The sequence below is a fragment of the Mesorhizobium sp. M00.F.Ca.ET.216.01.1.1 genome (genome assembly GCF_004010325.2).
GTDB lineage: Bacteria > Pseudomonadota > Alphaproteobacteria > Rhizobiales > Rhizobiaceae > Mesorhizobium.
Map to the genome: position 1 here is coordinate 58,505 of NZ_SADR02000009.1, position 21,932 is coordinate 80,436.

The window sequence follows — 21,932 nt, forward strand, 5'->3', positions numbered from 1 at the left end:
GCTCGACATCGACACCGTGACGCCACAAGAGGCGAGCGAGAAGCTCGGCAGATTTGCAGGAAATCTCGACCTTTATCGCCGGACCAGCCTCCAGGCCGTCCTCGAAGAACATGCTTCGGCAATGTCGGCTGTGGAGCTGCTGGCGCCGCTGATCGCCGATCGCTCAGCGGATATTGCGAGCAGCGTTGGAAAGGGTGGTGATCAGCGCCTTGCGCGACTGGCCAAGGACAAGCATGAGGATGAGACCGATGCCGTAGTTGAGGGCAAGCGCCAGAAAGACCGCGAGCAGGTCTGAATGGCCGGTCAGCGACACCGGCAGCCATTGGTACGCGAGCCAGGCGAGCAGTGACGAGACGATGAAAAGCCCCTGCATGACCAGGAAGTCTGCCGCAGTCACCGGGCCGACGCGATGTACCAGCACCGCAAGCACCGGCACGCGCAGCACGTAACCGCTGATGGCATAGGCCGCGGCAACGCCGACGGCGCCCCAGTGCAAGCCGATGATGAAGGCGGCAACGGTGGTCAGCGACGAATAAATACCCCACTGGAACATAGTCTTCGTCCTGCCCTGGCAGATGAATATCCATCCGGTCGTGCTTGAAACGGACTGGATCAGGCTGGCGATGCCCAGCCAGGCGAAAATCGGCGCCACCGCCGTCCAGCGCTCGCCGAAGAGCAGCCCCACCACCTGCTCGGAGGTCAGCGTCAGCGCCGCGATGCCGGGCATGGTAACGGCCGCCAGCATCCAGTTGGTCCTGACATAGATGTCGCGAAACCGAGCCTTGTCCTCATGGATGCGGCTAAGCAGCGGCACCATCACGCGTGTCAGCGGCTGGTTGATGTTCTGCAGCGGGAACAGCAGCAGCTTGTAGGCACGGTCGTAATAACCCAGCTCGACCGCGCCCGAATATTTTCCGATGAGGATGTTGTCGAGATTGCGCGAGAAGAAGTTGGCAAGGTTGAAGCCCGTCAAATTGGCGCCGAACGACAATATGTCGGCATCGACTTTCAGGTCGGGCCGCGACGGCGTCCATCGCGCCACCCGCCATGCGGCCGCCAGCGCGACAACAGCAGAGACCGCCGGGCCGATAACCAGCGACCAGTAGCCAAGCCCCGCATAGGCAGCAAGCGCTGCGGCCAGGAAACCGGCGGCGGCGCTTACTACATCGTTTATTGCAAGCTGGCCGAATTGCAGGTGGCGGTTCATCAGCGCCAGCGGTACCGCGGCAACGCTGCCGAGGAGCAGCGGCAAGGCAGAGCCAAGGGTGATTCCGGACATGCGCTGATCGCCGTAGAACGCGGCGATGGCGGGCGCCATGCCAGCCACCACCACGGTGCTGCCCAGCCCGACGAGCGCGCTGATCCAGAATACCTGGTTGAGCTGCTGCTCGCTGATGTTCTTGCGCTGAACGACTGCCTGTTGGAGACCGAGATTTTGAAGCAGTCCGACAAAGGCCACGATCGGTCCGACGGAAGCCACCAGACCGAAATCTTCGGGAACGAGCAGGCGGGCAAGTATGATGACGGAGAGAAACTGGATCGCCATCTTGAAGCCTTGCGCGCCAATCGTTACCACTCCGCCGCGCAATGCGACACGACCGAATTGGGGGGGCGGATTGGCGTTCATGCGCAGAGCCTGGCTTCGCCCAGCTGCGTGACGATCTGCGAAAAACGTTCGTTCAGCACATCTGCGTTGAAATCTTGCTCGACCTTGCGGCGTGCGGCAAGGGCGATACGCTCGCATTCCTCCGGGTGCTCGGCCACCCAGACCAGCTTGGCGGCAAGCGCTGGAACGTTTCGCTCCGGCGCGAGGAAACCTGTCTTGTGATCCTCGATCAGCTCGGGAATCCCCGAATGATATGTGCTGACCACAATCAGTCCGGCAGCCATCGCTTCCATCAAGGCAACCGGAATACCCTCCAGATCGCCATCGCGCGCAGCAACGCTGGGTAGCAGGAACACATGGGCGTCGCGCAGGCGCTGCTTGACTTCGACGTGCGGACGCGGCCCCAGGAAGGTCACCCTGTCGGCGATGCCGAGTTCTGCGGCGATCACCTTCAACGCCTCCAGCAGTTCGCCGCCGCCGATCACCGAATAGACCCAGTCGCGTTGCGGCAGGCTGGCGAGCGCGCGAAGCGCATATTCGATGCCCTTCTTTTCGGTCAGGCGGCAGACGGAGATGAACGACAGTGTGCCCTTGTCCCAGGAGCGCCACCGATAGTCGATGTCACCCGGCCGAACGCCCATATGATGAACCATGACCTGCGCCGGCGGTGCACCGACCTCGATCAAGGCATCGCGGAAAAACGCGTTCACCGGCAGTTGCAGAACCCCTTTTTCGAAGACGTCCTTGTAGCGCGTGAGCGTGTTGTCATGCAGCGGCTCGCCGACATCGCGGCCGTGGAATATGGTCACCAGCGGAGCGGAAATCCTGCCCCGTTTCATGGCGCGGGCGACGCGCATGCCGTTGGTGCCAAAATGAGCGACGATCACGTCGGCGTTCTGCAATTTACGCGCATGGGCGATGTCGATAGCGGTCGAGAGCTTATCCCAGAACCTGCCGGACCATTTTCTGAGCAGTGGGCGATAGCGACCCAGACCACCCCACCAGCATACGACCTTTCCAGGCAGTGCCTGCCAGCGCGGATCGTCGATATTGCTGTCCTTGCCGAAGGAAGTCTCGTTGCAGATGACGCCGACTTCCATTCCGTGCTCAAGGCATCCGGCTATCTGGTCGAGGACGAAAGTCTCCGACAATGAGGGGAACTTGTCGACTACAAAGCAAACCTTCACCGATTTGATAGTCTTTCGGTCGGCCGGATTCGCTACACCAGAGCGGCGACCTTCAAGTCGAGTCGTTTCGGCCGCTCCACCTTCCTGTTCTTCTTGTTCCTCTAGTTCGAGCACTGGATTGTCGCAACCGGTTCCCACTTTTGGGTCCAATGCTTTAGGCGGCACGTTCCAGGCCGCTTCGCCTGGCGTTGTCGAGAACGTTCAGGAACGTCGCGAATTGGCTGTCTGGGTTCATCTGCGGCCGCTCAGAAAACCGCTGCGCCGCCGTCGACAGCCTGTCGTATTCGGCCTTGTCGCTCCACAATCGCTTGACCGCCGCGACCCAGTCGTTGAGCGGAGCGTCGTAGTCGAGCACCACGCCGCCAGTGCCAATCGCTTCCGGTAAGCCGCCGCGCCGGGATCCAACGACAGGAATGCCGCTGCAATGGGCTTCGGATGCCACCCGGCCCCAGGCCTCTTCCCATTTGCTGGGCGCAAGCAGGATCTTGGTGCGGCCATAGACTGTTTTCATATCGCTGGTACGGCCCTCCAAGGTAATGTTGCCGAACGGGGCGATCGTCTGTTCGATCTGCGCACGGTGGTCATCGTCAAGCTTCCAGCTCTCGACGAACAGGAACGGGATTTCGGGACATTCGCCGGCAATGCGCACGGCGAGTTCGAAGCCTTTTTCATTGTAAGGATTGATCAAGGTGACGAATTCACCGGTCGTCGGGGTGCTGTAAAGCCCGGGATTGATGGTCGGCGGGATCACGATCGAGTCGATGCCGAACTTTTCCTTGTAGGTGCGCGCGGTAAATTCGGAGTTGGCGATGTAGAGCGCCGAATGCAGCTCGCGCAGGTCACCGGCCAGTTCGTGGAATTCGACATTCCTCAGATAGACGACCAGCGGCACGCCCAGCGCCTGCAGCTCCCTTCCGATCGGCACCGACTTGTGGCACTGCACGACCGCGACATCAGGACTAAGCCTTTCGACCGCGAAGCCTGCTGCTTCCCATGGGAACCACGCCCGCACCACCGGATAGCCCGGAAAATTGTCGATGACCGCGCGCTGGCGAAGCAGCTTCATCTTGGCGCGTGCCTTGAACCCGAAGATACCTTCGCCGAACAGCGCCGCCAGAACGGAGGCTTCATGGCCGTGCTCGCGCAATTGCTCGACCAGATGGTGTGTGCTCGACTGAACGCCACCGCTGAATTGCGGCGTGTAGCCGTTGCCGCCTGCAAACAGAACTTTCATGGGCTTGGCTCCTTGTTGTGCTGCCCTGTCGTTATGCCGCCATCCTGCCAATGCTGTGGTATTCGATGCCGTGGCGAGCGATGACCTTCGGGTCGTACAGATTGCGGCCGTCGAAGATGATCGGCGTGGTCAGCGCATCCTTCAGTGCGTCGAAGGACGGCGCGCGGAAGCTCTTCCATTCGGTTGCAATCAGCAGCGCATCGGCGCCGCGCAGCGCAGCCTCCTTGGTGCCGCACAACAGCAGGTCGTCGCGCTGTCCATAGATGGCCTGGCATTCCTGCATCGCCTCGGGGTCATAGGCCTGCACCTTGGCGCCGGCCTTCCAGAGCGCCTCCATCAGGGTCCGTGCCGGAGCCTCCCGCATGTCGTCGGTGTTGGGCTTGAAGGCCAGGCCCCACAGGGCAAAGGTCTTGCCCTTGAGATTGCCCTTGAAGCAGCGGTTCACCTTATCGAACAGAACCGACTTCTGCTCGTTGTTGCGCTCCTCGACCGCGCGCAGCAGCTTGGCGTCGAACTTGACGCCTTCGGCGGTCCTGATCAGGGCGCGCACATCCTTCGGGAAGCACGAGCCGCCATAGCCCAGACCAGGGTAGATGAAGTGATAGCCGATGCGCGGATCGCTGCCGATGCCCTTGCGGACTTCCTCGATGTCGGCGCCTAGCTGTTCGGCCAGATTGGCCATCTCGTTCATGAAACTGATCTTGGTCGCCAGCATGCAATTGGCGGCGTATTTGGTGAATTCGGCGCTGCGCACGTCCATCACGATCATCTTCTCGTGGTTGCGGTTGAACGGGGCGTAAAGCTCGCGCATGATCGCCGCTGTCTCCTCGCTGCTGGTGCCGACGATGATACGATCCGGTTTCATGCAGTCGGCAACCGCAGAGCCTTCCTTGAGAAATTCCGGATTGGAAGCAACATCGAAAGTCAGATCGTCGCGCCCGCGCGCCTTCAGCGTCTCGGCGATCCTGGCCTTGACTTTCTCGCAGGTGCCGACCGGCACGGTCGACTTGCCGACGACGATCTTGGGCGCCTCCATCTCGCGGCCAATGGCCTCGGCAACCGCCAGCACATATTTGAGGTCGGCCGAACCATCCTCGCCGGGTGGTGTGCCAACTGCGATCATCTGGATATCGCCATGCTTGACCGCGGCCGCAGCATCGGTGGTGAATTTAATGCGGCCGGCGGCGTAGTTCTCCTTGACGAGATTTTCGAGCCCAGGTTCGAAGATCGGGACAAAGCCCTGGTTGAGCCGTTCGACTTTCTTCTCGTCGACATCGACGCACACCACGTGGTGCCCGACTTCCGCAAGCACGGCGGCCTGCACGAGACCCACATAGCCTATTCCAAAGACCGTCAAGTTCATTCGGTTTGGTTCCTGTTCAATATCTCGGACCTCTTTGGTCCGGCCGGTTCAGATGTGCGTTATCGAGTTACTTTATGCTGCATGCCAGCGACTCCGGGAACTGGCACGGCTGGCCCAGTGCCGTGAACGCGACGCGGTCGACCTGCATCGTGACCTTGCGGCCAGGATCCGAAAACGGGCCCATCCAGTTGGTCAGCGTGTCGCTGCCCCAGAGGCTGAAGAATATTTTCTGCGGGTGGGTCGGCAGTTCGGCGGGGTTCGTCACCTCCTGGACGAGCTTGCCGTTGACATAAAAGCGCAGCCGGTCCTTCTCCCAGACGAAGCCGTAGTCGTTAAAACCCTTGTCGGTGCCGCCCTCGACATCGGCAAGCTTCTCATTCTTCGGTTTGCCTGAAATGTAGGTGTTCACCTGGACCTTCGACGTGTCCCTGGTCAGCACCTCGAAGTCGATCTCGTCCCACGGCTGCTTGTCCGCGGGGCCAATATAGGAGAAGAAGGCTGCGTTGAGGCCGGACCCCGTATCCGTCTTCATGCGCGCCTCGTAGACGCCATAGCCGAAGCGCTTCTTCGTCTGGATCTCGCCGCAGGCAAACTCGCGATCCTTAAGCTTCCGCTTCTCGAAACCGAGCGTCAGCATGCCGTCGGAAAGTCCGACTAGGCCTTTCGACCAGGTACAGTTCTGATGTTTGCCGTTCGTCCAGCCGTCGGAAACGAACCAGCGTGTACGGTCGAAACTCTTGAAATCGTCGACGAACGAGGGCGAGCTCGGCATATCTTGAGCACGGGACGGGACCGCCGCCGCGGCCAGGCTCGCGAGAACGGCGAGCAGAAGCGTGCCACCCGCGCACAGCCTCCACAGGTTCCCTTGCCGGATACGGCACGTGACCAGCATACCATCGGTCATGATGGAGGTACTCTTCGGATCTGCGTTCATACCAAACTCACCTTTGTGCTGTGTGCCCCAACCCAAAGTAACTACTGGCTCGCGTGCGAAACGAGCCGTCTTGATCCTCCGCCTCCAAAGCTCCTTCATATTGCCGCGTGCAAATGTCGGCGACCGGACCGGACGCCAGACAGGATAGTGCCGTCAAGTCGTGCCCGTACGGGCACGGTTGACGAATTCAGCCGGCCGATCTGAACCATACGCGCCATTCTCGTCGATGATACCGTCGATCGAATGACGCAGTTCCTTCATCAAGCTGTTCTGGCGCGTCAGGGCCGCGATGCGCCGCTCGCAGTTCAGGATCGAATTCGTCAATTCAGTGACCTCTGACGATCGGCTCGCGGATGCCGAACCATTCTCCATCGCCTCGACCAGAAAGGCGGCGTTCGTCGCCTTCGACCGATAGCGATTCTCAAGCCCGGTTTTCTCCGCCTCGATCTCGCCCGCGATCTGATCGAGCAGTTTTGCCAGACGATCAAAACGCGAGAGATCTGTCTGCCGGTCCCGGGCCGGGTCCCTGGATCTGAAGCCAAATATCGAAGCCATCCGGTTGGCCTTCCTAAATTGCTGCACCGCAACATACATGCCATCCTCGCGACAAGTAGGCAACCTCCCAGTTTCAGAAAGAGGCTTTTTCAACGTTTCAGGACGTTGCCGCGGTGAGGGGTGAACTTACTTTTTTGCGTGCGCGCTGGTGCCGGCCATAAGGAAACGCATGGGTGGCGCCTGCTGCTTCGAGCCAAGACCGGCGCGGCGAAACAACGCATCCAGCTTGTCGGCGGCCACGCCACGAACGATGGGGATGAGGTTGGATTGACTGGTCAAGGCATAGGCCGCGGCCGATGCCAACCCGCGCTGGGCCTTGACGTCGAGGAAATTCCGCAACCGGTATTTGTCGCGGACCTGCCGTTCGTGCCTTCTGAGCACCGCCTTCGAGCCTTCCGGCAAATTGTCGATCGCCAGCAGCGCCAGGTCCGCATCAGCCAGGCGCTTGAGATCCTGCGTCTTGTGCCGGCCGCTCAGCGAATCGGCGCGAACGATCGCGCCATAGCCGCAAGACCGGATGATCTTGAAACGCGCCCCGCAGGCGACCGCGCGCGCGTAGAGTTCGTAGTCTTCGCCCAGACGCAGCTTTTCATCGTAGCGCAGCCTATGCCGGTCGAGGAAAGCCCTGCTGATGACCGGCTTGAGGAAGCCCAATTCGCCTCGCTGGATGCGGCGCTTGGAGATGTTGCCTTCGATGAAGCGTTCGAAGGTGAGGAACTCCGGGTCAGCCGAGAAAGGTGGCGCGACGACCTTCGACACATCGGTCGCCACATCGTCTCTGATGAGCATGATGTTATCCGCCGCAAAATCCCAGTCGGTACTGGCGAACAGCTCGCGGAACCTGCCCTCGAGGAAGAAATCATCGGCGTCGAGAATGCTGACGAACGGTGATTTGGAGCCGGCAATCGCTGCGTTGCGGGCGAAGGAGGGACCGCGGTTGACGTCAAGGCGCATGACTGAAAGCCGGCCGCTGCCGTCATCGGCGGCGCGGGCCACTTTCGCGGTGTCGTCGGTGGAGGCGTCATCGACAACGACGACCTCCGCCACTTCCGGCTCGCGCAGCGCCGAGGCAATGGCGGCCGGGATTGTCCGGGCCGCATTGCGGGCCGCTATGATCACACAGACTTGGGATCCTGTCATAGGTTCGCCTCTCGGTTGCACAGTTCACTCCGAATGCCCTCGCCCCTTGCCGTAACGGTGCCCATCTTCACTGATTGCCCGGTCTTTCGAAAATAGGACACTTCGTCGGCGCATTCAGTGGCGCGCCCTTTGTGGGAACCTTCCTGCAGGGCCAATGCTGACAAAGTCTCTGGGAAAAAATCCCCTCGACGCATCATTTATGCTGCAGTGCGAAGCAAAGCATCGCTAAAATCGTTTGCGACGTCCAGTTTTTCCTTCTGCGCTCCCCCTTCTGCAACCGGAGGCAGAACCAGTCGCTGATCGCCAAGTCGATCGATGGGTTGCGTGGGTCGATGACAATCCTGACCATTGCGCACCGGCCGTCGATGATTTTCGCCGACTGGGTGGTCGCAATCGAAAATGGCCAGATCGTGGAGGTTGGGCAGTATCGCAGATTGAAGGAAAAGTCCGGAAGCCGGCTGTCCAGGATGCTGTCGGGCGAGCAACCCGAGAGAGAGCCGGCTGGCGCGAGCTGAGGCCGTCCGGCATCTCGAACCGTTGAGCGGCCAGGGACGATCGAGGGCGGTCAGGAGCGATCAGTCAGGTACAGTCAGTGAGTGCTTCGCCTGGCGCCGAACTTCTCGCCTTCCGCAGCCTTGTCCGCTTTCAGGTTTCTTCCGGCCCCACGAACCTTGTCGGCCGATGTCGGGACGCTCCTGGCAACCATGACAAAGACCAGCAGGAAGTAGCCAAGCTGAATGATGACGGCGCAGGTGACAACGCGAAGCACGGTCGTGCCGGGCGAATCGCCTTCGATAAAGGACCACGCGACCACAATCGCGAGCGCGAAAAGCATTCCAACGATGAATTTTGGCAATGACATACTCGACGATCCGTCAACCGGCACGAGCATGCAAAAGCGATGACTTACCCACCCGAGTATCTCCCCATTCGTCACGCGAGCTTATCAGGCTACTCGCTTTCGACCGGTTGCTTCCAGCCTTTCCGACCTATGCAGACTCTAACAGAAACAGTTTGCGAGTCTATTAAGGTGGGGAACTCACGGCAAGGCCAAACGCAAATAATTTTGAATGGGCTTGCGGCATCGACACTGCCATGCTGCGACGCACACATAGGCATCATGGCCAATTTTAGGAGATAGATTCCACTTCAGTAAAAACTACAATATTAAATAGTATTTTACACGAAATAGCCTGCGCTTTAAGAGATTCGAAAGCACCTCTATGTTCCGTGGCCGCGGTAAAAAACGATATGCCTAAAATCGGCCCTAAAAAAGCACTAGATCGTCTGGCTTTGCTCATAGATTGTCACAAACGTGCCACAAAGGCGAATTTTTCGGCAGCGTGAGTTCATTATTTAGTCAATTCATGACGTGACTATTTCAATGCGATGGGAAATTGTGTGTTGCGCTGCAGCATTTTTTTGATATCTTGCCGTAAACCATTCGTTCAACGTATGGAGTTTCGGCATGAGGGACATCGCCAAGTCGGCCAACGCGGGCTTTTCGCAGGCTGGCATTGATTTTCCGCCACCGATCGGCGGCCTGCTTAAACGCAGTTTTGATATTGTTGGTTCACTGATCGGCCTGGTAGCTCTCAGCCCGCTGTTTGTGATGGTTGCGCTTCTCGTCAAGTTGTCCGACGGCGGGCCGATCTTTTACGGCCATAAGCGGATCGGTCGGGGAGGACGGATTTTTCCCTGCCTCAAGTTCCGCACCATGGTCCCGGACGGTGAACGGGTGCTGGCTGCGTATCTGGCCGCCAACCCTGAGGCACACGCCGAATGGATAGCCACCCGCAAGCTGAAGAACGACCCGCGCGTGACGCGGGTCGGAGCTGTGTTGAGGAAGCTCAGCCTCGATGAATTGCCGCAGATCATCAACATCCTGCAGGGCGATATGAGCCTTGTCGGGCCTCGCCCCGTCGTACGCGACGAACTGGAGATCTATGGCAGCGCCGCCGTCTATTACCTGAAATCGCGCCCCGGTCTGACCGGGCTCTGGCAGGTCAGCGGACGCAACGACGTTTCCTACGACAGCCGTGTCGCGTTCGACCGCCACTACGTCGAGAACTGGTCGCTGTTCGAGGACATTCGCATCATCATAAAGACCGTACCTGCCGTTTGGATGTCGCGCGGCTGCTATTGACCGGCCGGAGCCGACCGGTTTTTTGCACCGCGGCGGTTGTCTTCGGCCAAGCATTCGGTGGCCAAGGGTTCTGCAGCAAGCTCATCGGGCGATGGGGGCAAAAGCGGATCGGAAACGTTCAATTGAAAACAGACATTCTCGGACTCCTTCGCAGCACTCTCACCAACCCAAAGGCGCAGGTCCGGCTCGTCGCCGCCTGCGCCGCACTGTCGTTGGCCGTTCCTCAAATGGCGGCGGCAGACGAGTATCGCCTCAGCTCGCAGGACAAGCTCAACATCCGCGTCGCCGAATGGCAGACCGTTGAAGGCACGTTCCGCGACTGGTCGGCCGTAAACGGAGAATATTCGGTCGGCCCCGCCGGAACCTTGTCGGTACCGTTCGTGGGCGAGTTGCCGGCGGCCGGCAAGACCACTTCGGAAGTCGCGGCAGCGATCGGCGAGGCGCTGCAGCGCAAGCTCGCGCTGTCGGACAGGCCGGAAGCCTCGGTTGAAATGGCTCAATACCGGCCGTTCTACATTTCAGGCGAGGTACAAACGCCCGGCCAGTATCCTTACGTGCCCGAGTTGACCGTCCTCAAAGCGATCAGCGTTGCCGGCGGCATAAGGCGCAATACCAACCTGCGGGCCGACCGCGACCTGATCACCGCCAAGGGCAGCCATGACGTTTACGCGGATCAGCGGGTTCGCCTGATCGTCAAGCGCGCCCGCATTGAAGCCGAGCTTGCCGACAAGCCCACATTTGAAGTGCCGAAGGAAGTTGCCGACGACCCGAAGCTGCCGGGCATCGTTGCCGACGAGATGGCGATCCTGACGGCCGATCAGAAAAAGCTAAAGCTGCGCCTACAAGCACTCGACGATTTGAAGAAGCTGCTGCAGAGCGAGATCGATTCGCTGCAGAAGAAGATCGTCAACCAGCAACGGCAGGTCGACCTGGCAAAGCAACAGCTGAGCGGCATCGGCTCGCTGGCGCAAAAGGGCTTGGTCGTCAACACGCGGGTTCTGAATTCGCAGCAAACGATCGCCGACCTGGAAGGCCAGATCTTGGATTACGACACGGCCATCCTCACCGCCAAGCAAGCGATCAGCAAGGCCACGCAGGACGCCATCGATCTGGAAAACAGCCAGAATGCGGGGCTTGCCGCCGACCGGCAGCAGACCGAGTCCGACTTGAACGAAGCGGTCCTCAGGCTGAACACGCAGAAGGATCTGATGGCCGAGGCCATGGACCCGGCACTCATGCCGACCGGCGACAACGACCAGCCCAACTTGTTGTATGCCCTTGTCCGGGCGGTCAATGGCAAGACAAGCGAAATCGACGCCACCGAAGATACGCCCGTGCTGCCCGGAGACGTGATCAAGGTGAAGCTGGCGCCGATGACCAGCCAATAGGCGTTGGCTCGGACGGCTTTGTCGGAATGAACGCTGGGTCGGAGTGACCGCTGGCCGGTAAGGGTTGAAAAGAAGTTCGAGTGCCGCCCGGCTGGGTGGAGGAAACCAGTCGCATAAATCGCGCACCGATCCGCTGATGAAGGCATAGAATGCAGCCGGCAACCCGCCACGTGTACCTCAACCTCGACGCGATGCGCGGCGTGGCTGCCATAAGCGTGATGCTCTACCATTTCTCGCCGTTCATTTCCGACGGCAAGGTCCTTCCCTCAAGCTACCTCGCGGTCGACCTGTTCTTCCTGCTCAGCGGTTTCGTCATCGCCCACGCGTACGACAGGAAGATCGAAACCGGGATGGGGTTCGGCACATTCCTGTTGATCCGGCTGATACGTCTCTATCCGCTTTACCTTGCCGGCACGCTGCTGGGCTTTTTCTATCTGCTGATCAAGAACAGGCTCATACCTTCGGAATATCTGCCCCTTTCCGACATCGCCACCATGTTGACGACAGGCATGCTGTTCATCCCCCTGGTCGGCAAGGCCTATCACACGATCTTTCCGCTCAATCCCGCCTCATGGTCGCTGTTTTTCGAGCTTCTCGTAAACATCGCCTATTTTCTGCTTTTCTTCGTGTTGTCGAAAAGGCTGCTGGCGGCGCTCATTGCAGGCAGCCTTGCATTGCTGGTCCTCGCTGCGTTTCTGGCCGGCACGCTCGACTTCGGCATGACCGGACAGACCATCATCAGCGGGCTGCCACGCGTATGTTTCTCGTTTTTTCTGGGCGTGCTTCTGTGCCGATCGATGAGCCGCTACCAAGGCCATTTGAGCTTTCTGCAGACAGGCTACTGGGTCGAGGCTGCGATTGCGCTGACACTGGTGGTTTTTGCCATCGCACCGGGCGGCGCGCTGCGCCCGGCCTATGACCTGATCTGCATCGTGCTCTTGTTTCCGGTCATGGTCATGGTTGGAGCCTCGGCGCCAACCCATCCGCGCTGCTCAAGGCTCTACAGCTGGCTCGGGCGTATTTCCTATCCGATCTACATCATTCACACGCCAATGCTGATGATCATCGCCGGAGCGGGCAAGGCCGCGTCCATCGATCCGTTCGCAAACCATCCATGGTTCGGCATCGCCATGGCCGTCGCAGTCACAGTCATCGCCGACATCGGAACCCGCATCTTCGATGAACCGGTGCGACGGTTTCTGCAGCGGCAAATGCATCGCTCGCGTGCCATAGCCTAAAAGCATCGGACCCAAAAGCGGGATCGGTTTTGGGAAATCCGATGCTCAAACGGATGGAGCGGCGGTACGGAGCGTACGCGACCCCGAACCGAAGCTTCGGAAAAGGATCCGGCGCAAAATCAAAGTGCCACGGCAGCGGCCTGCCGCGCGTCCAAAAGGACGCGCGACACGATAGAGTCTTTCCGGGGTCGGCTTTGACCGTCCGGGTTGGATTCCATCAATGGGAACTGGCGTTCAGCCGTTTGCGGCTTTCGCTTCCTGGATTGCAATGCGCGCCCGCTGCGTCCGGGCAACGGCCAAGCCGCGCAACTTGAACAGGCTGTAGTAGACGACGAATGACGCCATGAAATAGGGGCCGAGGATTTCGACCTCAAAGAAGGAGCGGAGCAGCATGAGGCCCACCGCGCCAGCGAGAACGACCGAATCGGCCTGCCAGTCGCGGAATATCACCGCCGATACGTGTCCGTAGAAGGCTCGCAGGATTACTATCGAAATCAGCGCCACCCCGATAAAGCCGAGTTCGACCAGGGTCTCGATATAGGTGTTGTGGAAGTGGAAGCCGGTGCGGGTCGTGATGAAGAACTCGGCCCACAGCCGTTCGGCCTCGGCGAAACCCTGCACCCAATAGGCGGCATAGCCATAGCCGAGGATAGGGAATTGCTGTGCGGCCTCCCAGCCCTGCTCCCACAGGTAAGTCCGCCCGGTGAGCGTCGAATCCTTCCCGAAAATGCCAAGCACGAAATCCAGCAGGCCAAGGTTCAACGCGGCCATGACCGACGCCACCACCGCGCATGTGCCAACGGCGAAAAGCACCCGCCGATAGCGGCGCGACAGCACCTTGCTCATGGCAAGCAGGATGACGACCGCCAAAGCTGCCGGCAGCGATGCTACCGAGGTGGCGGAATGGCAAATGACCAGCATATAGACCGACAGCAGGCCGATCGGCGCCGTCCAGACCAGGCTCGGCCAGCCGCGCCGGTAAAACACGACAAAGACAAAGCAGAGGTAGATGCCGAGCGACGAGAAGAAGCCAACCTGGTTTTTGGAACCGAAGGCGCCGACGAAATTAGTGGTCCCGTCGATGGTGTCGAGCGCATAGCTGCCGACCCGCAGCGAATAAAGCAGGACGACAAAAACCCCGATCAGCGAGCCCACGACGAGTGTCCGCACGCTCACCGTGCGTGCGGCAACGTAGGCGCAGAGGATATGCGAGAAATACTGGACACCCGCCCGCGCGGTGATGCCAGGCGCATGCGACCAGAACACCGAGAAGCAGATATAGGCCGCGAATGTCAGCGGCAGCCAGGCGCTGGAGAGATGCCGCAAGAACCTGCGGTAATCGACAAATATGAGGGGAAGCCAGACCGCGTAATAGGCGAGGATGAGAATCTTGCCGAAATTGGTGGAGTAGGCGAAGGCAAAGACCGAGACGATGACCGCGAAGCATCCATAGATATGGCTCTTGTCCGGTTCGACCAACAGGGATTTTGGAATCTTCATATCGGTACCGGATTTCCCGTCTACGCAGCCTTTCAACCGGGCTTAAGCGCCTATTGGCCGGCTTGTGGCGGACCTTCAGGTCGAGTCGTTTCCGCCGCTCTATCTTCTCGTTTTGAGGTTCGGATTTCCCAAAACCGGTTCACCGCTTTTGGGTCCGATGCTCTGGAGCCCAATCTGCGGCGCCCATTGTGCAGTGCAATATAACTTACCGCCCTATCGCCTGTCACTCAATGGCTAATGTTGTCACGGGGCTAATGTTGTCACGGGCAAATAGCACCGGCCATGGAACCATGTAACACGGATGGATGGCACAAATGCGGCTTGTTCTGTCCACCATGACCCATTCGGGGGCTCCGGATCCCCGCTTGAACTTATCCGTCGTTGACTTCACATTCGCCTCCAATGGCAACCGGCCAGCGCCCACCAGAATAGAGTAACAGGAGAGGACCACATGCCAATGAGCTTCGCGGGGCGATTTGCCGGACGTTCGGCTGTGATAACCGGCGGCGCCTCCGGCATCGGCCTGGCTGTCGCGCAAAGGATCGCCGCGGAAGGCGGGCGCGTTTCGATCTGGGATCGCGATCCTGCCCAGATCGAAAACGCCAAGGCTATCATTCCCGACCTGCACGGCGTAACCGTCGACGTCGCCGATCCCGCGGCGGTCGAAGCCGCCGCCGGGCAGACGATCCGGGTTTTTGGCGGTGTCGACATCCTGGTCACCAGCGCGGCGATCACCGGGCCGAACATGACGACATGGGACTATTCGGTGGAGGACTGGCGCCGCGTCATCGACATCAACATCAACGGCGTCTTCTTCTGCAACAAGGCGTTGGCCCCGCACATGCTCGAACGCAATTACGGTAGGATCGTCAACATCGCCTCGATTGCCGGCAAGGAGGGAAACCCCAACGCATCGGCCTACAGCACGTCCAAGGCGGCGGTGATCGGCCTGACCAAGTCGCTCGGCAAGGAGTTGGCCAAAACCAGGGTGACGGTGAACTGCGTCACGCCGGCGGCCGTGCGCACAGCGATCTTCCAGCAGATGAGCCAGCAGCACATCGACTTCATGCTGTCCAAGATACCGATGGCGCGGTTTGGCGAGGTCGAGGAGGTGGCGGCGCTGATCTGCTGGATCGCTTCCGAGGAATGCTCCTTCACGACCGCCGCCGTGTTCGACGTTTCCGGAGGTCGTGCGACGTATTGAGGCGTCCGGGCCTGCGAAGAGCCACCTGCCCGGCTTCTGCGAGTGCCTCAGTCGTGAAGTTCCTTCGAGATCGCCGGGCCGACCGAAAAATCGCTGAATGTAACCTCGAAGCCCTCGCGCTGCGGCGAGCAGCACATCATGCCGACATCAACCGTCTTCGAGGGCGGGAAATAGGCGAGCCGCACCGGCTTCCAGTGACCGTTGGACGCATCCAGATACTGGACCCGGATGGTCTCGGCATGGCGGGTCAGGCGGATCCTCACCCCGTTTGGATCGGCGGGGATACTGGCCAGCGACCAATCGGAAGCATCGTTGGTGACGACGACGGAAAAATACATCAGCCCGTCGGTGTATTCGATGCCGGCCTTGATCCAGTGCGTTTGGCTCAGCCGGACCATCAATCCGGCCTGGTCGTAGAGCACCTCGTAGTTTCCCTTGACCGTGACTCCGGCGCTGAAATCGCCCTCCACCTGCCGATAAAGAAAGTGGCCGTTGTCGCGCCAGAAGCCGTAGAAGGTCTCGCGCCAGAAGTCGGTCTCTTTGCCGGTGCGCACATGCACAGTGTTGTCGCCGAAAGCGTGATGCGGCGGCGGATTAAGCCAGGTCAGGTCGGTGTTCTGAAATGTCATTGGCTTGCCCGCCGCGCTGCGTGTCCTCGTGGCTTGATCAGCCGGCGAACGTGTAGGCGGTCTTCACCGTGGTGTAGAACTCGGCCGCATATCTGCCCTGCTCGCGCGGGCCGTAGCTCGATCCCTTGCGTCCGCCGAATGGAACATGGAAGTCGACGCCGGCCGTTGGCAGATTGACCATCACCATGCCCGCCTCCGAATTGCGCTTGAAATGCGTGGCGTGCTTGAGGCTCGAGGTACAGATGCCTGATGTCAGCCCGAAAGGCGTGTCGTTGGCCACCGCCAGCGCCTCGTCATAGTCCTTGACGCGGATGACGTTGGCGACCGGCCCGAAAATCTCCTCGCGCGAAATCCGCATGGCGTTGGTTGTCTCGGTGAACAGCGCCGGCCTGAGATAGAAGCCGGGCGTTTCACGATCGAGCCGCTCGCCGCCGAAGGCGAGGCTAGCGCCCTCCTTGCTGCCAATGGCAATATAGTCCTCATCCTGCTTCAGCTGACTCTGGTCGACGACAGGGCCGATCTGGGTTTTCGCATCGAGCGCATCGCCAATGACCAGCTTGGCCAGGCGATCCTTGAGGGCATCGACGAAGCGGTCGTGAATGCCTTCCGTCACCACCAGGCGCGACGACGCCGTGCAGCGCTGGCCGGTCGAGAAATAGGCGCCGTTGATCGCACAATCGACGGCGACGGCAAGATCGGCATCATCGAGCACGACGAGCGGGTTCTTACCGCCCATTTCAAGCTGGAACTTGCGCATGTGCTCGACGCTGGCGGCAGCCACGCGCTTGCCGGTGGCGACCGAGCCGGTGAAGGTGATGGCGTTGAGGTCGGGGCTGTCGAGCATGGCCTGGCCGACCACCGATCCCTTGCCCATGACGAGGTTGAGCACGCCCCTGGGCAGGCCGGCGCGGTGCAGGATGTCGACAATGGTCCAGGCGCTCTCGGGAACGAGTTCGGCCGGTTTGAAGACGATGGTGTTGCCGTAGGCCAGGGCCGGAGCGATCTTCCACGCCGGAATGGCGATCGGGAAATTCCACGGGGTGATGATGCCGACCACGCCGACCGCTTCCCGCGTGATTTCGACGCCGACGCCCGGCCGAACGCTCGGGACCAGTTCGCCCGAAAGGCGCAGCGTCTCGCCGGCAAAGAAATCGAAAATCTGGGCGGCCCGCACGGTCTCGCCAACGCCTTCGACCAGCGTCTTGCCTTCCTCGCGCGCCAACGACCGGCCGATTTCATCTTTCCGCGCGGTGATCTCGTCCGACGCCTTCTTCAGCACCGCATGGCGCGCCAGCGGCGCCGAGCGCGACCAGCCCGCAAAGGCGGCTTTTGCCGCTGCAATCGCCTGCCGGGCCTGCTCCGGGCCTGCGGATGCGTATTCGCCAACGACATCGCCTGTATTGGATGGATTGATGTTGCGGGAGCCGGCGTCGCCCACCCACTCGCCGTCGATCAGATTTTTACGAAACAGGGTCATGTTGCTGTCTTTCCTTGTGGTGGTTTTTCTGGTGGCACTGTCTGACCGAGCCATTTATCAGACAAATGATGACACCGTGAGGGCCGCCTTCTGAATATCTGGATAGCCGATCACAAGCAGCGCTGGAAGCCGACGCGTTGCCCTCCGGGGCTGAACGTGAAATCGGTTTCTTTGTCAGGCAGTGAAGGACCAGAACAGACAGGCAAGCGTCACTGCGGCAAAGATGACGAAGAACAAACTTCTCAGCAGGATGTTCCGCCGAAGCTCGTTCATGGTCAGATGGCATCCGACGATAGCGGCGACGAACAGGAAGCGCCAGTTGAGCAATGCCCACAGGGCGCCGCCCTGCCCGAAAGCCCACCTGGCGAGGAGACCTCCGACAATGGCCGCAAACAGCACAATCGTCGCCCAGAAGATCGCGTCGGCGGCATTTATGAGAACGATGCCGGCGGCCCTGATAGGCAGGATCATCATCAGCAGCGCGCTGAAGAAATAGACAGCGGCCAGCGGCAGAAACGACCCGGCATCGGCGATGCCCTCCAGGCGTTTCACACCGATCACGCCGTATGGATAGCCATGGCGGGCGACGGCCAGGCTCAACGCCATCAGCAAAGCCGTCAGCACGGCGACCAATGCGAATGAAGTCAGGGCCTTGCTCATACCGTTCCTTGTCCAGGCGAATCAAAACAAGGACGTTTGTAGCCCACGGTTTGTAAATTGCTCGTAAGCTTTAGAGGCTGTGGATGGCAGGATCGGGAATTGCCCCTAGTCGTGACAGCGCTACCTGTCGAGATTTTCAAAGGAGCCTGTGCCTCGCGCGAAAGGCTGCACCATCAGCCGCCGACGCCATCGCGGATGGCGCAAAAATAGCGATCGGTTCCGACCTGGCCGCCCTTGAGGGCAATTTCCAGCCCGTTGATGGCCTTGTCGCGCGAATGGGCAACGCAAAGCGGGGAGCCTGGCGAGGCCGGCAGCGGCATGCGCACCGTCAGGGCATCGACGCCCATCTGGCCGAGTGCGTGGCTCGACGTGTCGCCGCCGGCAATGACCACGCGCCGCAATTGCTGCTCGATCGTCAGCTCACGAAGAAGCTCGCCGAGGCCGCGGCCAAGCTTGTGGCGGGCGCCTTCCTGGCGGTCGATCTCGGCGCCCCTGTCGGCCGCGGGGCCAAGGGCGGTGTAGAGGACGACGCTGCGACCGGCTTGCAGGCTGGCGCGGCCAGCTGAAACCGCGCGCGCGATCGCCGCGCAGGAAGCCTCCGAGACCAGTTCGACCGGGTCGAGCTCAATGCCGTCGAAACCATCCGCCAGCGCATGCCGGATCTGACGTTCCGTCGTCGGTGAACAACTCCCCGAGACCACCGCGATTCGGTCGGCCACACCCGGTGGCAAAAAGCCGGGCTCGGCACGGATGGCCCGGTTCGACGCCCACTCGCCCAGCAGCGCATATTCGATGCCCGACGAGCCGACGACGAAGTAACCGCCCGGCTTGCGAGCCCGCCATATCTCCTTGCCGGCAAGTCTCTGCGTTTCACGGCTGTCGACATCGAACAGCACGATTTCGTTGCCATTTTCCACAAGGCGATCGAACGCTTCCGACCGGGACGCCGATTGCAGCGTCGCCAGGTCGATCAGCCCTGAGGTGAGGTTCGTCTGCCGCGACAGATGGATCAGCAGGTCGGATTCGTCCATCGGCGTGGTCGGGTGGCGGCTCATCACCGGATGGCGGTCGATGCGGAAGTATTTTTCACGATAGGCCGCGAACAGGTGGCCAAAGGCGGTGAAACGCTTGAGCTGCGGCGCGCCGACCACCAGCGGCACACTACACTGCCGGAAAACCGAGCGGCCGATCTCGATTGCCCGGCCGATATTGCCGATCGCCGGGCTGGAATCGAAGGTCGAGCAGACCTTGTAATGGCAGATCTCGGCGTTGCGGCTCTTCAGCCAGGCGAAGGCGTCCCGCAGATGCGTGTCCATCCACTGCGGTGTCTCGCTGCGGCTGGTGCCCGCCAATCCGATGGCCTGGCAATGCGTGAACTGCGAAAGCAGGGCTTCGTCCGGCTGGCGCATGAACAGCACGGTCGGCACGCCGCCGAGCTCAAGCGCCTCCATGACATCGGTCGAGCCGGTGAGGTCGTCGCCATAGTAGCTGAGAAGCAGGTTTTGCATGGCGTCGCTTCAGGCCGCTTTGCCGTCGCCGAACTTTTCGATCGACCTTGCCAGTTCGGCATGGCGCAAGGCGAAGTCCGAGAGCGGAATATCATCAACCGCTGCCTGCCAGGCTTGCTGCACGGCGCGGACGCCGGCACCCGGCCCATCCGGGTGGCTGACGATGCCGCCGCCGCAGAGATAGAGGAGATCGACCGTCCGGCCGGTTCGTTCGTAGGTTTCGGGCGCCTGTCCACCCCACTGACCGGAGCACACGACCGGCAGTGCGCAGTCGTCCGAAGAGAAGATCGGCGTCGTCACCGCCCTGAAGGACTCGACGAAGGACCAGTCCGGCTCCCAGTATTTCGAGGCGATGCCGTTGATCTGGAACTGATCGACGCCGAGCAGCCGCCAGAACTGCTGCCAGACCTTGAAGTCCATGCCGAGGCCGGGATGGCGGGTGAGGATGTCCCAGCCGTTGCGATGGGCATGGATCATCAGGCTGGAGCGCTTTCTCAGGAAAGCCATGCCGCCGAAGCCGACGGAATTGATGTTGACCACCGCGCAATTGCCGCCGGCCTTCGCCACCAGATCGTGGTTGCGCAGCATCTCGTCCGGGTCGGCATGCGAGATGCCGAAGGCATACATCACCTTCTTACCGGTCTTCTGCTCGTGGTCGAGGACGAGCGGCATGATCGCCTTCACCCGTTCCGGCAAGGGCGAATAGGCCGGGCTCATCAGCTTCTCGTCATCCTTGATGAAATCGACACCGGCGGCAATCAGTTCGCCAACCATCTCGGCCGTCCCGTGCGGCCGCAGCCCGAGCGCCGGCTTGACGATCGTTCCGATGATCGGACGGTCCTCGACGCCGGTCAGTCTGCGACTACCGGCGACGCCGAACTGCGGACCAGGATGCGCGCCGCGGTACTCTTCCGGCAGTTTCATGTCGATGACGCGAATGCCGGACAGGCCCCTGATCGAATAGGTGCCGCCGATGGCTATGGTCATCAGCGCCGAGAGGTCGGTGCCGATGGCATCCAGCGGAAACGCGATGTCGACATCCGCGCGCTTGAAAGGCCCGTCGCTCGCCTCGGGAATGGACGGCTGAATGGCATCCGGCAGGCGTCGTATCGCCAAAACACGCGCCGCCACCCGGGCCTTGAGCTCCTCGGTCTCGCCGGGTAGTGCAACGAAGGTTCCCGTCGACTGATCGCTTGCAATCTTGGCGGCCAACGCTTCGATGCTTCCGGACGTCTCGATGCGATAGGTTAGGGTGATCATGGTCCGCTATCTCAGGCCGAAGGAGGCTCGAAAAAAATTCCCCGACCCTCAAAATCTGGTATAATGAGTATCTAAGTATTGCAAGTGATATCCTGCTCGGGAGGTGTGGCCGACAAGCGGCCGGGCATTCCGGGAGTCGCAGCGACAATGCTAGACAGGGACCGGTCAAGGGGAGTGATTCGCGACGATGAACCGTTCGGAGCCGATCGTCCGGCGCAAACTTTCCGACGAAGTCTTTTTGAGACTGAAGCGCTTGATCACCAGTGGCGAACTGCAGCCGGGCGACGATATGCCGTCGGAGCGCGAACTGATGGAGCGCTTCGAGGTCGGCAGGCCAGCGATCCGCGAGGCGATGCAGGCATTGAGCAATATGGGCCTCGTCGCGATTTCGCATGGCGAGCGAGCCAAGGTGCTGCAATTGACCGCCAAGTCGATCATCAAGCAGGTCGACGGCGCGGCAAAGATCATCCTGTCGTCATCGAAGGACACGCTGGAGCACCTCAAGAACGCTCGCATCTTCTTCGAGCGCGGCGTGGTCAGGGAAGCCGCCGAAAAGGCCACCGCCGAGGACGTGCAGCGGCTGCGGGCTACCGTTGGCGAACAGCGGAGCTTTCGCGGCGACTCCGAAGCCTTCATGTCCGCCGACATGAAGTTCCATACTCAGATCGCGGCAATATCGGGAAATCCGATCTATGTTGCCGTCAGCGAGGCGATGCTGGGCTGGCTGAAGGAATATCACACCGAAATGCTGATCTGGACCGGCAGAGAAAATGTCACGCTGACCGAACACGATGAGATCATCGGCTGCATCGAGAAGAGGGATGCTGACGGCGCCGAGAAGGCGATGATCAAGCACCTCGAACGCTCGCGTGCGCTCTATGTGATGAATTCCGGCAACTGATT

20 protein-coding genes are annotated in these 21,932 nt (G+C 60.5%); 6 read left to right on the forward strand and 14 right to left on the reverse strand.

All coding sequences use genetic code 11. The features are described 5' to 3' along the window. Positions 1-163: 163 nt before the first annotated feature. From EN859_RS13815 to EN859_RS13845, 7 genes are all read right to left on the reverse strand, one after another. Entirely contained in the window at positions 164-1,627 is a 1,464-nt protein-coding gene (locus EN859_RS13815; protein WP_127853543.1) for a lipopolysaccharide biosynthesis protein, read from the reverse strand. Next, positions 1,624-2,793, reverse strand: coding sequence for a glycosyltransferase (locus tag EN859_RS13820; protein ID WP_127853542.1), 1,170 nt, complete (start codon positions 2,791-2,793; stop codon positions 1,624-1,626). Before EN859_RS13820 ends, EN859_RS13815 begins: the two co-directional genes overlap by 4 nt. A 154-nt stretch (positions 2,794-2,947) precedes the next feature. Then, complete coding sequence (locus EN859_RS13825; RefSeq protein ID WP_127853541.1) at positions 2,948-4,027, reverse strand: glycosyltransferase; 1,080 nt, start codon at positions 4,025-4,027, stop codon at positions 2,948-2,950. A 31-nt stretch (positions 4,028-4,058) separates the two neighbouring features. Further along, positions 4,059-5,390, reverse strand: coding sequence for a UDP-glucose/GDP-mannose dehydrogenase family protein (locus tag EN859_RS13830; protein ID WP_127853540.1), 1,332 nt, complete (start codon positions 5,388-5,390; stop codon positions 4,059-4,061). Between the two features lie 67 nt (positions 5,391-5,457). Beyond that, positions 5,458-6,324: a family 16 glycosylhydrolase gene (locus EN859_RS13835; protein ID WP_127853539.1), complete on the reverse strand. Its 867-nt coding sequence runs from the start codon at positions 6,322-6,324 to the stop codon at positions 5,458-5,460. A gap of 153 nt (positions 6,325-6,477) precedes the next feature. Beyond that, a complete protein-coding gene (locus tag EN859_RS13840) occupies positions 6,478-6,879 on the reverse strand; it encodes a hypothetical protein (RefSeq protein WP_127853597.1) in 402 nt (133 codons plus the stop codon). Between the two features lie 126 nt (positions 6,880-7,005). Beyond that, on the reverse strand, positions 7,006-8,019 hold the full coding sequence (locus tag EN859_RS13845) for a glycosyltransferase family 2 protein (RefSeq protein WP_127853538.1): 1,014 nt from the start codon (positions 8,017-8,019) through the stop codon (positions 7,006-7,008). A 332-nt stretch (positions 8,020-8,351) separates the two neighbouring features. On the opposite strand from EN859_RS13845, the gene EN859_RS13850 reads away from it, so the two are divergent. Then, positions 8,352-8,534: a hypothetical protein gene (locus EN859_RS13850; RefSeq protein ID WP_245525566.1), complete on the forward strand. Its 183-nt coding sequence runs from the start codon at positions 8,352-8,354 to the stop codon at positions 8,532-8,534. 74 nt (positions 8,535-8,608) lie between these two features. Here the strand turns inward: EN859_RS13850 and EN859_RS13855 are convergent, their stop codons facing one another. After that, positions 8,609-8,956 carry an exopolysaccharide production repressor exox gene (locus EN859_RS13855; protein WP_245525567.1) on the reverse strand — a complete coding sequence of 116 codons (348 nt, stop codon included), beginning with the start codon at positions 8,954-8,956 and terminating at the stop codon, positions 8,609-8,611. A 531-nt stretch (positions 8,957-9,487) separates the two neighbouring features. Between EN859_RS13855 and EN859_RS13860 the strand changes: the two genes are divergently transcribed. From EN859_RS13860 to EN859_RS13870, 3 genes are all read left to right on the forward strand, one after another. Next, entirely contained in the window at positions 9,488-10,165 is a 678-nt protein-coding gene (locus EN859_RS13860; RefSeq protein WP_127853537.1) for a sugar transferase, read from the forward strand. 227 nt (positions 10,166-10,392) lie between these two features. Continuing rightward, the gene (locus EN859_RS13865) at positions 10,393-11,553 is read left to right on the forward strand and encodes a polysaccharide biosynthesis/export family protein (protein WP_127853595.1); all 1,161 of its coding nucleotides are present in this window, start codon (positions 10,393-10,395) and stop codon (positions 11,551-11,553) included. 149 nt (positions 11,554-11,702) lie between these two features. Beyond that, on the forward strand, positions 11,703-12,791 hold the full coding sequence (locus EN859_RS13870) for an acyltransferase (RefSeq protein ID WP_127853536.1): 1,089 nt from the start codon (positions 11,703-11,705) through the stop codon (positions 12,789-12,791). Positions 12,792-13,025: 234 nt separating this feature from the next. Here EN859_RS13870 and EN859_RS13875 read toward each other — a convergent pair whose 3' ends face one another. Next, positions 13,026-14,291 carry an O-antigen ligase gene (locus tag EN859_RS13875; protein WP_127853535.1) on the reverse strand — a complete coding sequence of 422 codons (1,266 nt, stop codon included), beginning with the start codon at positions 14,289-14,291 and terminating at the stop codon, positions 13,026-13,028. A gap of 451 nt (positions 14,292-14,742) precedes the next feature. Between EN859_RS13875 and EN859_RS13880 the strand changes: the two genes are divergently transcribed. Beyond that, positions 14,743-15,495 (forward strand): SDR family NAD(P)-dependent oxidoreductase, encoded by a 753-nt coding sequence (locus EN859_RS13880; protein ID WP_127853534.1) that lies wholly within the window; start codon positions 14,743-14,745, stop codon positions 15,493-15,495. 47 nt (positions 15,496-15,542) lie between these two features. Here EN859_RS13880 and EN859_RS13885 read toward each other — a convergent pair whose 3' ends face one another. The 5 genes from EN859_RS13885 to oiaX form a co-directional block, all read right to left on the reverse strand. Further along, positions 15,543-16,124, reverse strand: a complete 582-nt coding sequence (locus EN859_RS13885; RefSeq protein WP_127853533.1) for a DUF1349 domain-containing protein — start codon at positions 16,122-16,124, stop codon at positions 15,543-15,545. Positions 16,125-16,161: 37 nt separating this feature from the next. Beyond that, complete coding sequence (locus tag EN859_RS13890; protein ID WP_127853532.1) at positions 16,162-17,601, reverse strand: aldehyde dehydrogenase family protein; 1,440 nt, start codon at positions 17,599-17,601, stop codon at positions 16,162-16,164. Between the two features lie 174 nt (positions 17,602-17,775). Next, entirely contained in the window at positions 17,776-18,261 is a 486-nt protein-coding gene (locus EN859_RS13895; RefSeq protein WP_127853531.1) for a hypothetical protein, read from the reverse strand. Between the two features lie 173 nt (positions 18,262-18,434). Next, positions 18,435-19,769, reverse strand: coding sequence for a four-carbon acid sugar kinase family protein (locus EN859_RS13900; RefSeq protein ID WP_127853530.1), 1,335 nt, complete (start codon positions 19,767-19,769; stop codon positions 18,435-18,437). Between the two features lie 9 nt (positions 19,770-19,778). Beyond that, positions 19,779-21,029, reverse strand: coding sequence for a 3-oxo-isoapionate-4-phosphate decarboxylase OiaX (gene oiaX / locus EN859_RS13905; RefSeq protein ID WP_127853529.1), 1,251 nt, complete (start codon positions 21,027-21,029; stop codon positions 19,779-19,781). 187 nt (positions 21,030-21,216) lie between these two features. On the opposite strand from oiaX, the gene EN859_RS13910 reads away from it, so the two are divergent. Then, positions 21,217-21,930: a transcriptional regulator NanR gene (locus tag EN859_RS13910; protein ID WP_127853528.1), complete on the forward strand. Its 714-nt coding sequence runs from the start codon at positions 21,217-21,219 to the stop codon at positions 21,928-21,930. Positions 21,931-21,932 lie beyond the last annotated feature (2 nt).